A 13,572-nucleotide genomic window follows, 5' to 3' on the forward strand; every position below is an offset into this window, starting at 1 on the left:
TGAATGAGGTTCACCATAGCCCCAAAGAGCGATGCGAGGTATAATTCGCCAATTAGTAATCATTTAAATGGATACCATGGACAGTCTTATTGCGATCGCAGCAGCCTTTCTTTATACAATGGCGATTTTCACGATCATTCCAGGTCTCGTGCACCAAACAGGAATCCGTGTAAAAACGGTGTTTATCAGCGCATTACTTGCTTTAGCTTTCCATGCTTGGTTGCTTGGCGATTTAATCTTTAATGCCAGTGGTCAAAACCTCAGTATCTTAAACGTTGCTTCTTTAATCAGTTTAATCATATCTGTGGTCATGAGCGGTGCTATGCTCAAAACCCGTTTGTGGTTCATCTTGCCGGTTGTTTATAGCTTCGCTGCTCTAAATCTAATGGCTGCCACTTTTCTTCCTAGCACCTTCATCAAACACTTAGAGAATGACCCAAAGCTGTTGCTACACATATCTTTAGCTCTGTTCTCATACGCGACACTTACCATCGGTGCGCTATACGCTATGCAACTCGCGTGGCTAGATCACAAACTTAAAAAGAAAAAAGCCTTAGTGATAAACCCTAACCTACCTCCTTTAATGATGGTGGAAAGACAGCTTTTCAAGATCATTTTAATCGGTAATGGTTTGTTAACAGGTACTTTATTAACTGGACTTATCTTCGTACAAGATATGTTTGCTCAAGGTAAAGCACATAAAGCGGTATTGTCTTTTATAGCTTGGGTTATCTATTCCATCCTTCTTTGGGGTCACTATCAGAAAGGTTGGCGTGGGCAAAAAGTCACATGGTTTGCCCTTGCGGGTGCCACCATGCTCACATTAGCTTACTTCGGTAGCCGCTTCGTTCAGGAAATAATCCTGAATTAGTCTATATAATGAAGGCAAGGTCTCACACACCTTGCCTTTAAAATATTGAGTACGATACATTCAATTGACATCTCGACCATGTTCGGTCATAAATTAATCAAGATACACAAAAAGGAAAAGAATAGTTTTGGACGACATATCAACGGGTATCTTATTTGCGCTACTCGCGTGTCTCATTGTAATTTCTGGTTATTTCTCTGGTTCCGAAACGGGCATGATGTCCTTGAACCGCTACCGTTTAAAGCACTTGGCCAATACGGGTCATAAAGGTGCCAAACGCGTAGAAAAACTTCTAAGTCGCCCAGACAGATTGATTGGCCTTATTCTCATCGGCAACAATCTCGTCAATATTCTTGCATCCGCGATCGCGACTATTCTTGGTATGCGTATCTACGGCGATATCGGCGTTGCAATCGCAACCGGAGCCCTGACCCTAGTGATCCTCGTGTTTGCTGAGGTTACACCAAAAACCATCGCTTCTCTTTTCCCTGAACGAGTTTCTTACGCCAGCAGTATTCTATTAATAATACTGATGAAGGTGCTATCTCCATTGGTTATCTTGGTCAACTTTATTACCAATGGCTTCATTCGTATCTTAGGCGTTAAAGCTAACCATGATGCAACCGATCATCTAAGCTCAGAAGAACTCAGAACCGTAGTAAATGAGGCGGGTAGCCTAATACCACAGCGTCACCAAGATATGTTGGTGTCTATTCTCGATTTAGAACACGTCACCGTGAATGACATAATGGTGCCACGTAACGAGATCACCGGCATCGACATCAATGATGATTGGAAATCGATCGTGCGTCAGCTCACTCATTCACCTCATGGTCGCATCGTGTTGTACCGTGATCAGATAGATGAAGTGGTTGGCATGCTGAGGCTACGTGAAGCTTATCGCTTGATGCTCGAAAAGAACGAATTCAATAAAGAGACCCTGCTGCGTGCTGCAGATGAGATCTACTTTATTCCGGAAGCGACACCGCTTAACACCCAACTGCTTAAATTCCAACGCAACAAACAGCGTATCGGTTTGATTGTTGATGAGTATGGCGATATTAACGGTTTGGTTACCCTCGAAGATATTCTCGAAGAGATCGTGGGCGAATTTACGACTTCAATCGCACCAAGTTTATCTGAAGAGATCACACCGCAAAGCGATGGTAGCTTCTTGATTGAAGGCAGCGCTAATATCCGAGATATCAACAAAGGTTTGCAGTGGGCACTGCCTACCGATGGACCAAGAACACTTAATGGTTTGATACTGGAGCATCTTGAAGATATTCCAGAGAGTCACCTGAGTGTTCAGGTTGCCAGCCATCCAATGGAAATTGTTGAGCTCGAAGAGAATCGCATCAAGCTGGTGCGTGTGTTTCCGCAGATCGTAAACGGATAGAGGCGACTCATTAGATGAGAGTAATACCAATCACAGTAAGTAAGTGATCAAAAATAGCGTAGGGAAAAGGCTTGAGAACAAGGCAGAATTTTTCGATAAGTAGTTATTCTACAATCAAAAATTCTAACGCAGTTATCGAGCGTTTTAGCAAGCTAGGGTGACCAGTTATTTACTACGATTGGTATAACCAACTGAGTTACCAACTAAGTCCTTCTACAATAAAAGGCCCGGTTCATTGAACCGGGCCTTTTAGTATCTAACTCGCTCTGCCTCTAGATTGAAATGTATCTAGAGTGAAGCGCATCTAAAGTAAAGAAAAAGTGATTAGTCGATTTTAAGCTCTTGAAGCATCGACTCTGGCAATGCCAGTTCATCATTTTTGTTTACTGAAATACCGGTAGCGATGATTGCATTCGCAATCTCTTTAGCTTCATCTAAGGAATGCATTGCCGCAGTACCACACTGGTATTCGTTCAACTCAGGAATCTTATTCTGGTTCTCAACTTTCAGTACGTCTTGCATAGCCGCTAACCAAGCTTCAGCCACTTGCTGCTCTGAAGGCGTACCAATCAAGCTCATATAGAAACCAGTACGACAACCCATAGGCGAAATATCAATGATCTCAACCGCAGAGCCATTGAGGTGAGCACGCATGAACCCAGCGTATAGGTGCTCGAGAGTATGAATACCTCTCTCAGATAGGATATCTTTGTTTGGCGCAGTAAAACGCAGGTCAAATACCGTAATGGTATCCCCTTTTGGGGTTTGCATTGTTTTAGCAACACGAACTGCAGGTGCGTTCATGCGCGTGTGATCAACAGTAAAACTATCTAATAAAGGCATTGCTATTCTCCATGACGATTGGCTTTAAAAAAACCAACTTCGATTGTCTTCTAGTTCTTTTCGGCACTGTTTAAGTTGCCATCCATAATCTTTTGCTTGCTGTTCGACTTTGCGAGCCACCTTAATCAACGATGGTTTGCTGTTGTATGATTTGCGCTTATAGCCACCACGGCCTTCATGATAAGCCAGATATTGGTTATACGGGTCCCATAATGAGATCCCTAACTGACGGCGCGTCTCGCTGGTGTACCAACCAATGAACATCAATGCATCATCAAAATTGGTTCTCGAACCACCATTATTGGTCGCTTTTTGAAAGTCTTCCCAAGCAGGGTCTTGAGCTTGTGCATAGCCGTAGGCACTACTGACTCTTCCCCACGGTATAAAGCCAAGAATATAATCTTTTGGTGGACGCGCATCATGTCGAAAGCTGCTCTCTTGTTTAACAAAAGCCATCGCGACGTTAATCGGTGTGCCCCACTCATCTTGCATATCGACCGCATCTTCATACCAAGAAGGGTGCTCTCTGAAGATGCTGCATATATTATTTTGCTGCTTAGGAGGAGGCGTCGCACATCCAACCAATAGGCTAGAGACAATACCAACAGTCACAACAGGTAACCATTTTCCACCCACATGAGTAGACTGACCTAATAAGGTTTGCTTCCTTTCCACCAAAGTCTCGCTATGCTTTTAAATATGAAAAATAGTCCGTTAAGAAACTATCAAAATCTTGAGTGCTCGCTTCTTCACTTTGCTGTTGAGCAATGACAGAGCGTTGAACTTCCGCTTCCATTAACTCAGCAGAATAAACTTTATATTGGTGTGCCTTGTGTTGTTGAGCATACGTTTTTCCTAACGCACAACCCACTTTACCCAAACCACCCAATTTCTTGGTCTCTTCTAATAACTGGCCAGAAATGGTCAACTCTGGGTTATCAATCCAGGCTTCAAGCGTATCGCACGTTTCTTGGTATGCACGACCACCTTGCTCAGCATCCATCAACTCAGCGATAACTCGAAGATCTTTGAATACATTTTTAGCCCAGTCTTGCAGAGACAGTCTTTCTCCATCACAACCAATCTTGAGCTCTAAACCAACCTGACGACCTTCTAAGATCACCTTGTTCCAGTTATCGCGCCAGCATTCAAGTTCGCAGTTATCCATCTCAGCAGAGTCTGATAACACGCTCCACGTTAGGAATAAATCTAAGAAGCGAACTTGCTGTTCATTGATACCAATTGAACTGAATGGGTTTACGTCTAAAGAGCGAACCTCGATGTACTCAACGCCAGCACGAGCCAGTGCTTCAGATGGTTTCTCGCCACTTTTCGCCACACGCTTAGGACGGATTGGAGCATAAAGCTCATTCTCAATTTGCAGTACGTTGCTATTTAGTTGACGGTATTCCCCATCAACCTTAGTGCCAATCTCAGCGAATTCTTCTGATGGTGTGCGAATCGCTTGATTCAAACCTTCAAGGTATTGGTCTAGGCTGTTGAAGCCAATCTTCAGTACACTTTGCGCACTGTTGGTGTAACCAAGGTCACTTAAGCGCAATGCCGTTGCTTTGGGTAGATACAGTGTTTCTCCAACCTTTTCAAAAGGTAGGTTGGTTTCTCTTCCTTTGATAAAAGAAGAACATAGCGCAGGTGAAGCACCGAAGAAGTATGGGATTAACCAACCAAAGCGGTAGTAATTACGAATCAAACCGAAGTACGCATCTGATTTAGCTTCGCAACGCGCTTCTTCGGTTTGCTCTCCAAACAGACTGTCCCAAAAGCTTTCTGGGAAAGAGAAGTTGAAGTGAACACCCGAAATAATCTGCATCAGACTACCGTAGCGACGCTTTAGGCCTTCACGATATAGCGTCTTCATCTTACCGTTGTTAGAAGTACCGTATTGCGCAAGCTGAATGTAATCTTCACTCCCCACATAACAAGGCATAGAGAGTGGCCACAGCTTTTCGCCGTCTAACTTGGTTTGAGTGAAGTGATGAATATCAGACAACTGATTCAAAAGCGTCGGAACGTCGTTAGAAACAGGCGTGATAAACTCCAGTAGCGACTCAGAGAAATCGGTCGTTACCCATTCGTTCATCAACGCAGATCCTAAAGCCTTAGGGTGCGGCCCAGTAGCAAGATGCCCATCTTCCGTGTAGCGCAATGTTTCCCTTTCAACACCACGACCAAATTGAGAGAAGGTCTTAGGGTTGGTTGCAACTTGCTTTAGTCGCGCAGCAAAATCAGTCAAAATTCTGTTCACTTATCTTATATTGTTCTTATTAGAACTATCATAAATTAGGTTGGAGGAGAAAAGTAGAATCTCTTCCCTCCCCCTTTAATGTGTACTCTAACGAATGATTTCAAGCTCTTCTATTGGAATATCTAACTTTTCTAATTGAGGGCGCAGCGAAGTCGCGTCACCAACAACAATTATTTGATAATCATTCGGGTCAAACCATTTCTTCGAGAGCTCATTTAAAGTCTCTTTTGAAACCGTTTCTACTATCTGGTTGCGCTGCTGTAGGTAGTCTTCATCAAGGCTCAGCGTAACAATATTACTCAACAATCCAGCCTTTTGACTTGGTGTTTCGTATTTAAGCGCATCTTGTTGACCGACGGCAAGGCGCATAAATTTCACCTCTTCGTCAGTTAATCCACTCTGACTAAATTCATTTAGCTCAGCAATAAACTCTTGAATTGATGGAACCGTCGCATTGGCTCTAACTTGAGCACTAAACACTACCGCACCAGTTTCACGCGTACTCGCAAAGTAACCGCTTGCACCGTAAGTGTAGGCTTTGTCTTCACGCAGGTTCTGGTTGATGCGGCTATTGAAGTTACCGGCTAAATTAAAGTTAGCCAATTGACTTAAATACAATTCACCGGTCGCATCAAACGGTAACCCTTTACGAACTAAGCGTACAATACTTTGTGGTGCTCCCGGCTTATCCACTAAGTACAAGTTCTGGCCCGAAAGCTCCTTGATGATCTGTGGACGAGTGAGTGGTGCAGCGTCACCTTGCCATTCTTCAAAGAACTGAAGCTGCTTTCCAACCTCCTCCTTCGTGATGTCCCCTACAATAACAATATTAGCTCCCTCAGGAGTATAGTGCTGACTGTAAAACAGTTTTACATCGTCTAGAGTTAACGATTCTAGAGAATCCTTGGTGCCATCACTCGCTCGACCAAAAATACTGCTACCGAACAACACCTCTCGGGTTGCTTGAGAAGCCATCCAGCTCGGTTGTTGATGCTGATACACTACGCCTTCTAACATCTGACTCTTAACGCGTTCGAAATCTTGAACATCAAGCTTAGGCTCAAATAGAACTTCTTGCACGATCGCTAAGGTTTGAGGCAGGTTTTTCTCTAACGTCGAGACCGAAATATCTGTGGTATAGCTGCCAGCACTAATGCTAACGCTACTACCAAGCTTATCTAAGGTGGCCTGTAACTCTTCAACCGTTCGTTTAGTCGAACCTTCTTCCATCATCGATGCAGTTAGGTTCGCCAAACCCTCTTGACCTTTACCAACATAGCGCTCACCCGCAGGGAGTTGAATTTGTAGCTGCACTGTCGGCGTTTCGCTAGTCACAGTACCAATCAAGTCAGTACCATTAGCAAAATGCATGCGATACAGCTCAGGCATGGTCGCTTCAACACCAAAGTTCACTTCAGGCATCACGCTGCGATCAAATGTGTTCGGTGCCTTTCTGAAATCCAATTGTTCTTCTGTCACTTTGCTGTATTCAGGAAGGGTACGAGCAGGAGTGCTAAATGTAGCCTCGCGAACCGCTAAGTCGAGTTTTTTCTTAGGAACCACACTCAAGGTAACCTTGTGCTTACCTTCGATAAAATCTCGGTACGCCTTGCTTACGCTTTCAGGGGTAACAGATCGGATTTGATCGAGTTTTGATTCAATACGATCAGGCTGGCCATAGAAGGTTTGATTTGACGCGAGCTGTGAAACCTTGCCTCTAACACTTTGCAGTGCAAACACCGCATTCGCTTCAGCCATGCCGGTAATTTGATCTAGACGATCTTGTTCCACACCGCCTTTCGAAAATTGTTCTAGGGTTTCCATCAGTTCTTTATTAAGAACCGTCAAATCCCCCTTTTCACCTGAGTCACCCATCGCATAGACATACATAGTACAAGCGAGCTCAGCACAATCGTGGAAAGAGCCTGCACTCACCGCTTTTTGCGTTTTTACGAGGTTTTGGTACAGATAACTGTTGGTCCCTGAACCTAACACGTTAGACAGCGCATTCAGTGAAGCTTGCGTATCTTCACCGCGGTAGGTTGTTGGCCAACCAACAAGCACCATCGGCTGACGAACGTTGTCTTCTAACGTGATGTACTTATCTTCTGTTAGAACAGCTGGTTGCTTCTCAGCAGCCTTAACTTCCGGACCTTGAGGGATTGAGCCAAAATACTGATTAACCCACTCTAGCGTGTCATCAACGTCGATATCACCACCGATAGTCAGTACCGCATTATTTGGGCCGTACCAACGTAGGAAGAACGCCTTAAGGTCATTCACATCAACACGGTCTAGATCTTCCACATAACCGATTGGTTGCCATGAGTAAGGATGACCTTCAGGGTAAAGCGCTTCACCCATGCGTTCCCACATCAAGCCATAAGGACGGTTTTCATAACTTTGAGCACGTTCGTTTTTAACCGTGCCTCTTTGAACTTCGAATTTCTTCTGAGAAACCGCATCCAATAAAAAACCCATTCGGTCTGATTCTAACCACAACATTTTCTCAAGTTGGTTAGATGGAACGGTTTCAAAGTAGTTAGTACGATCACGGTTAGTCGTGCCGTTTAACGAGCCACCCGCCTCGGTAATGATCTTAAAGTGCTGCTGGTCACCGACGTTCTCAGAGCCTTGGAACATCATGTGTTCGAAGAAATGAGCAAAGCCCGATTTGCCTATTTCTTCACGAGCTGAGCCGACATGATAGGTCACATCCACATGTACAAGAGGATCAGAATCATCAGGGGAAAGAATAACTGTCAGGCCGTTTTCAAGCTGATATTTGGTGTAAGGGATCACCACTTTATCTTTAGAAGGCTTAACCTCTTCTAACAGAGTGACACCTTCAGGTAACGAGGAAAAGAAGGGTGTAGAGCTAGGTACATTGTAAGAACAGCCTGCAATGGCGATAAGAGAAAATGTACCAAGTAAAACCTTTTTCATAGGTTCTCCTTAGAAAAAACCGAAGTAGATAGCAGCAAGTAAGCTGTAGCGAGCGGCTTTGCCAATCGCTATCAAAATAACGCTAGGAATAAATTTCATTCTTAACCAACCCGCGGCTAAGCACAAAGGGTCACCAATGATCGGCAACCAACTGAATAACAGTGTCCAATAGCCATAGCGGCTCAGCCAAGCCATAGCCTTATGACCATGCTTTTCAGATTGAGTTCGATTAGGCAGCCACAAACCAATCCAATAGTTGGTCAGCCCGCCTAAAGTATTACCGAGTGTCGCCAGAAGAATGATTGATGATGTTGAGAACTGATCTAAGCTCAATGCTGCAACAAGGCTTGCTTCTGAGCCCCCTGGTAACAATGTGGCACTCAAGAAGCCACTAATGAAGAGCACCCACAGCGCCGAGTCAGAAAACCACAACGCTATGTTTTCAAAAAGAGAATTAAAGAACTCTAGCACTGCATATTAACCTTCTTGCATTTTAAGTAGTACCTTGCCTCTGGTGTGTCCGGTTTCTACTTGTAGATGCGCCGACTGTGCTTCATCTAACGGGTAGATAGTTTGAATTTCTGTTTTGAGCAACCCTACGCTAACCATGTAAAGCATAGTGTCCATTTGCTCTGGATTTGGCTCAACGAGCATACCTGAAGCGGTGAAACCCAATAATGTCGCTTTCTCGCAAATTAATTCAGCAGACAGCGTAGGCACCGTTACCACTCTCGCACCATCTTTCAAACACTTCAACGCATCAAGCGCGGTATCACCACCCACTAAATCAATCAGTACATCAACATCAGAGACTCTTTCCGATGCTGGCGCAAATTGATAGTTAATAGCATGAGCGCCTAACGTAGCAAGGTAATCAAGGTTGGCTTCGCTGCAGGTCGTGTAAACCTCAGCTTTTGCAGCCACTGCGATTTGAACCGCAAGATGACCAACGCCGCCGGCGCCCGCTAAGATGAGTACGCGATCGCCCTCTTTCACTTCCGCTTTGTTAAGCGCTTGTGCTGCGGTTTGGCTAGCGAGTGGTAAAGCTGCAGCCGCTTCTAACGCAACCGAGTCTGGGACCATACTTAATGCGACTTCTGGAACACACACATACTGGCTATAACCGCCACCTTGCAGTGGAAAACCAATAAAGCCAGCTACGTTATCACCAACAGTAAAACGCTCTGCCTGTTCGCCTAGCGTGACAATTTGCCCTGAAATATCGTAACCAGGAACCCAAGGAAGGTTGTCTTTGTTTTGTGCTGCCGCCCAACCAAGTCCTGCACGGGTTTTCACATCAATAGGATTAATGCCTGAAAAGGAAACTTTAACCACCACTTCTCCGGCCTTTGGCTCAGGAATAGCACTGGTTTGAATACTGAGGTTTTCGACGCCGCCGAATTGAGTAATCGCAATCTGTTTATTTTCCATGTCCACATTTCCTTGATTGATAGAAGCCCTGATGAGTAAGCACCCTAATTAATAAAAAGAAAGGGATGCGAAAGCATCCCTTTGACTATAAACCATTTAATAAGACGAAGTTAACCGCTCATGCGTAAATTGACGACCAATTAACGTAACGAGCAGCATAGCCAAGTAACTCATTAACCTACGAGAGCTAATAGGATACCCGCTGCAACGGCACTACCAAGTACACCCGCTACGTTCGGACCCATCGCATGCATCAACAGGAAGTTCTGAGGATTTGCCTCAAGTCCAACCTTATTCACAACACGAGCCGCCATCGGAACCGCTGATACACCAGCTGCGCCAATCAGTGGGTTAATGTCTTCTTTCGAGAAGCGGTTCAGCAGCTTCGCCATCAATACACCACCAGCCGTACCAATACTGAATGCGACCGCACCTAACCCAAGGATACCTAACGTCTCTAAGTTCAAGAACGTGTCTGCTTGAAGCTTAGAGCCAACACCTAGACCAAGGAAAATAGTCACAACGTTAATCAGTTCGTTTTGGGCTGTTTTTGAAAGACGATCAACCACACCCGCTTCACGCATTAAGTTACCCAAACAGAACATACCTACTAGAGGGGTTGCTGAAGGTAGGAACAAAATCGTCATCAGCAGTACAGCTAGCGGGAAAAGGATCTTCTCAGCTTTGCTTACATGACGAAGTTGAGCCATCTTAATTTGGCGCTCTTCAGGAGACGTTAACGCTTTCATGATTGGTGGCTGAATAATAGGAACTAAAGCCATGTAGCTATACGCCGCTACCGCAATCGCACCTAATAGATCAGGAGATAGCTTGCTAGCCAAAAAGATCGCGGTTGGGCCATCGGCACCACCAATGATCGCAATTGACGAAGCATCTGCCATTGAGAACTCCATTCCTGGTACATAGTTCAGCAAGATCGCGCCAAATAGTGTTGCGAATATACCAAACTGAGCAGCAGCCCCGAGCCACAGTGTTTTAGGGTTAGCAATCAACGCACCAAAGTCCGTCATAGCTCCAACACCCATAAAGATCAGCAGTGGAAAAATGCCAGTTTCAATACCAATGTAGTAAACGTAGTAAAGCAAACCACCGGGATCCGTGAATCCAGCATTTGGAATATTGGCTAATACAGCACCAAAACCAATAGGTAACAGCAGTAAAGGTTCAAACCCTTTGCGAATTGCCAAAAACAACAGTGAGCAACCAACCAACATCATACAGATCTGGCCGAACTCAAAGTTAGCAATCCCTGTTTCAGACCATAAGGTCATCAATCCTTCCATGGTACTCCCTTACGCTAAGCTTAGTAGTGGAGCGCCTACAGTAACTGCATCGCCTTCTTTAACATTCAATTCTTGAACGATACCACTTCGAGCAGCTCGAACTTCCGTTTCCATTTTCATCGCTTCTAGGATCAGCAGAACATCACCTTCGGCCACTTCAGTACCCGCCTGAACGATGACTTTAAAGATGTTGCCCGCTAACGGAGCTGGAACCGCTTCTGCATCAGAAGCCGCAGCAGGTGCTGCTTGAGCCGCTTGTGCTGGTTTCGCTGATGGAGATACCGATGTCAGTTCACCTTGAGGGCCAACCTCAACATCATAAACTTGACCATCAACCTTCACGCTGTAGCTCTCAATGCCGCCAGCAGCAGGTTGTGGTGCAACCGCAACAGAAGTTGCAGCTTCAGCCGTTGGTGCAGGTTCAAACGCTTCAGGGTTGTGACGGTTTTTAAGGAACTTAAGACCCACTTGTGGGAATAGTGCGTACGTCAGTACATCATCAACGGTATCTTCAGCGAGTGAAATACCATCTGATTTCGCTTTTTCTAAAAGGTCAGTCGTTAACGTATCCATTTCAGACTTAAGTAAATCAGCAGGACGACACGTGATTGGCTCAGCACCATCTAACACTTTCGCTTGCAGTTCAGCATCAACCTCAGCAGGAGCTTGACCGTATTCGCCTTTCAGTAGACCCGCAGTCTCTTTAGTGATGCTCTTGTAGCGCTCACCCGTTAGAACGTTGATAACCGCTTGAGTACCGACAATCTGAGAAGTAGGTGTTACCAAAGGAATGTAACCCAACTCTTTACGTACGCGTGGGATCTCTTCTAGAACTTCATCCATGCGATCGGCAGCGCCTTGCTCTTTAAGCTGGCCTTCCATGTTGGTTAACATGCCGCCAGGAACTTGAGCGATCAAGATTCGAGAATCGACACCTTTTAGCTGGCCTTCCCATTTCGCATACTTTTTACGTACATCACGGAAGTAAGCCGCGATTGGTTCGATTTGGTCTAGTTTGAGATTCGTGTCGCGCTCTGTGCCTTCTAGCATAGCAACAACCGTTTCGGTTGGTGTATGGCCGTAAGTACAGCTCATAGAAGAGATTGCGGTGTCTAGAATATCAATACCCGCTTCAACAGCTTTAACGGCTGTAGCGGTTGATAGACCCGTTGTCGCGTGGCTATGCAGCGCTAGAGGCACATCACAAGACGCTTTGATGCGAGTGATTAGCTCTTCCGCTTCATAAGGCTTTAATAAACCTGACATATCTTTGATGCATAGTGAATGACAACCTAGATCCTCTAGGCGCTTAGCCAAATCAACCCACGTATCTGAGTTGTGAACCGGACTGGTTGTGTAAGACAACGTACCTTGAGCGTGGCCGCCAACATCAATCGTTGCTTTCACTGCGGTTTCAAAGTTACGTACGTCATTCATCGCATCAAAAATACGGAATACGTCCATGCCGTTACTATGGGCACGTTCAACAAACTTTTCTACTACATCATCCGCGTAGTGACGGTAACCCAATAAATTTTGACCACGCAGTAGCATCTGCATTGGTGTGTTTGGCATCGCTTTTTTCAGCTCTCGTAAACGTTCCCACGGATCTTCTCCAAGAAAACGGATGCACGAATCAAACGTTGCGCCGCCCCAAGTCTCAAGTGACCAGTAACCGACTTTATCCAGTTCTGCCGCAATTGGCAGCATATCTTCGATACGCATACGAGTAGCAAATAGTGACTGGTGCGCGTCACGAAGTACCACATCTGTGATAGCTAGTGGTTTAGACATGCTCATAAACTCCTTTTTAATCCTTTAAATGCTACTTAGCAGTAGACGCACGGTATTGATGAACCGCGGCCGAAATTGCTGCCACTACCTGTGGACTAACAGCTGAAGGGTTTGATTGTGATTTTTGAATTTTTTTAGGTGCTGCGATCGGCTCCGGTACTTCTTCTGGTACCAGTTTTGACATCAACCGAACGAGGTAAACTAGAATAGTTAAGAAAATAAAGACAACGGACATCCCCGTTATCATTAGAGTCGCCGCATCTCCTAGCAGGCTTCCAATATTAGTCATGTTGCTTCCTTTCTTCGTCATCCTGACATACGTACAGGATTTCAGCGAATAGTGATCCCGACCCATGGATTATCTCGATTGGTAAAAGTTTGTCAATTTTGTTTAAGGTTCTGTTACGGATAACGCACACATAAGGTTAATTATTCGCCTATCAGATCACATAAATCTGTCAAATGAGTCATTTTTAGATATTTAAACTGTGACTTAAACGGGGCTTTTCTGAGAATTGATATGAGAAAGGTAGAATAACAAAGAAGCAATCAAGAATTACTTTAAATACAACAAGTTAAAAACACCACAAATTTAACATTGTTGCAACAAACTTATAGCGGACATAAAAAAAGCCTCGTAAAAACGAGGCTTTCTCTAATAATGTGGTGCGCCCTGGAGGATTCGAACCTCCGACCGCCTGGTTCGTAGCCAGGTACT

At 44.8% G+C, this 13,572-nt stretch carries 11 protein-coding genes; 2 read left to right on the forward strand and 9 right to left on the reverse strand.

Annotated elements, in window-relative coordinates; translation table 11 throughout:
* The first annotated feature begins 76 nt into the window (after window positions 1-76).
* Together AB6E08_RS15320 and AB6E08_RS15325 are read left to right on the forward strand one after the other, a co-directional pair.
* The gene (locus tag AB6E08_RS15320) at window positions 77-871 is read left to right on the forward strand and encodes an inner membrane protein YpjD (RefSeq protein ID WP_065678058.1); all 795 of its coding nucleotides are present in this window, start codon (window positions 77-79) and stop codon (window positions 869-871) included.
* A gap of 127 nt (window positions 872-998) precedes the next feature.
* Complete coding sequence (locus AB6E08_RS15325) at window positions 999-2,270, forward strand: HlyC/CorC family transporter (protein WP_009847611.1); 1,272 nt, start codon at window positions 999-1,001, stop codon at window positions 2,268-2,270.
* 324 nt (window positions 2,271-2,594) lie between these two features.
* Here AB6E08_RS15325 and luxS read toward each other — a convergent pair whose 3' ends face one another.
* The 9 genes from luxS to AB6E08_RS15370 all read right to left on the reverse strand — a co-directional run bounded on the left by luxS (window position 2,595) and on the right by AB6E08_RS15370 (window position 13,143).
* Entirely contained in the window at window positions 2,595-3,113 is a 519-nt protein-coding gene (gene luxS, locus AB6E08_RS15330; protein ID WP_009847612.1) for an S-ribosylhomocysteine lyase, read from the reverse strand.
* Window positions 3,114-3,137: 24 nt separating this feature from the next.
* A complete protein-coding gene (locus AB6E08_RS15335; RefSeq protein ID WP_083994557.1) occupies window positions 3,138-3,788 on the reverse strand; it encodes a hypothetical protein in 651 nt (216 codons plus the stop codon).
* 10 nt (window positions 3,789-3,798) lie between these two features.
* Window positions 3,799-5,367: a glutamate--cysteine ligase gene (gene gshA / locus AB6E08_RS15340; RefSeq protein WP_009847614.1), complete on the reverse strand. Its 1,569-nt coding sequence runs from the start codon at window positions 5,365-5,367 to the stop codon at window positions 3,799-3,801.
* A gap of 99 nt (window positions 5,368-5,466) precedes the next feature.
* Window positions 5,467-8,325, reverse strand: coding sequence for a M16 family metallopeptidase (locus AB6E08_RS15345; RefSeq protein WP_372063692.1), 2,859 nt, complete (start codon window positions 8,323-8,325; stop codon window positions 5,467-5,469).
* A 9-nt stretch (window positions 8,326-8,334) separates the two neighbouring features.
* Window positions 8,335-8,796 (reverse strand): YqaA family protein, encoded by a 462-nt coding sequence (locus AB6E08_RS15350; protein ID WP_004735497.1) that lies wholly within the window; start codon window positions 8,794-8,796, stop codon window positions 8,335-8,337.
* 6 nt (window positions 8,797-8,802) lie between these two features.
* Window positions 8,803-9,756, reverse strand: coding sequence for an NADP-dependent oxidoreductase (locus AB6E08_RS15355; protein ID WP_029223082.1), 954 nt, complete (start codon window positions 9,754-9,756; stop codon window positions 8,803-8,805).
* Between the two features lie 173 nt (window positions 9,757-9,929).
* Window positions 9,930-11,060 carry a sodium ion-translocating decarboxylase subunit beta gene (locus AB6E08_RS15360; RefSeq protein ID WP_009847617.1) on the reverse strand — a complete coding sequence of 377 codons (1,131 nt, stop codon included), beginning with the start codon at window positions 11,058-11,060 and terminating at the stop codon, window positions 9,930-9,932.
* 9 nt (window positions 11,061-11,069) lie between these two features.
* Window positions 11,070-12,854, reverse strand: coding sequence for a sodium-extruding oxaloacetate decarboxylase subunit alpha (gene oadA / locus AB6E08_RS15365; RefSeq protein WP_029225520.1), 1,785 nt, complete (start codon window positions 12,852-12,854; stop codon window positions 11,070-11,072).
* 31 nt (window positions 12,855-12,885) lie between these two features.
* Window positions 12,886-13,143 (reverse strand): oxaloacetate decarboxylase subunit gamma, encoded by a 258-nt coding sequence (locus AB6E08_RS15370; protein ID WP_004741884.1) that lies wholly within the window; start codon window positions 13,141-13,143, stop codon window positions 12,886-12,888.
* Window positions 13,144-13,572 lie beyond the last annotated feature (429 nt).

Source organism: Vibrio sp. 10N.247.310.24, assembly GCF_041467175.1.
Classification (GTDB): domain Bacteria; phylum Pseudomonadota; class Gammaproteobacteria; order Enterobacterales; family Vibrionaceae; genus Vibrio; species Vibrio tasmaniensis_A.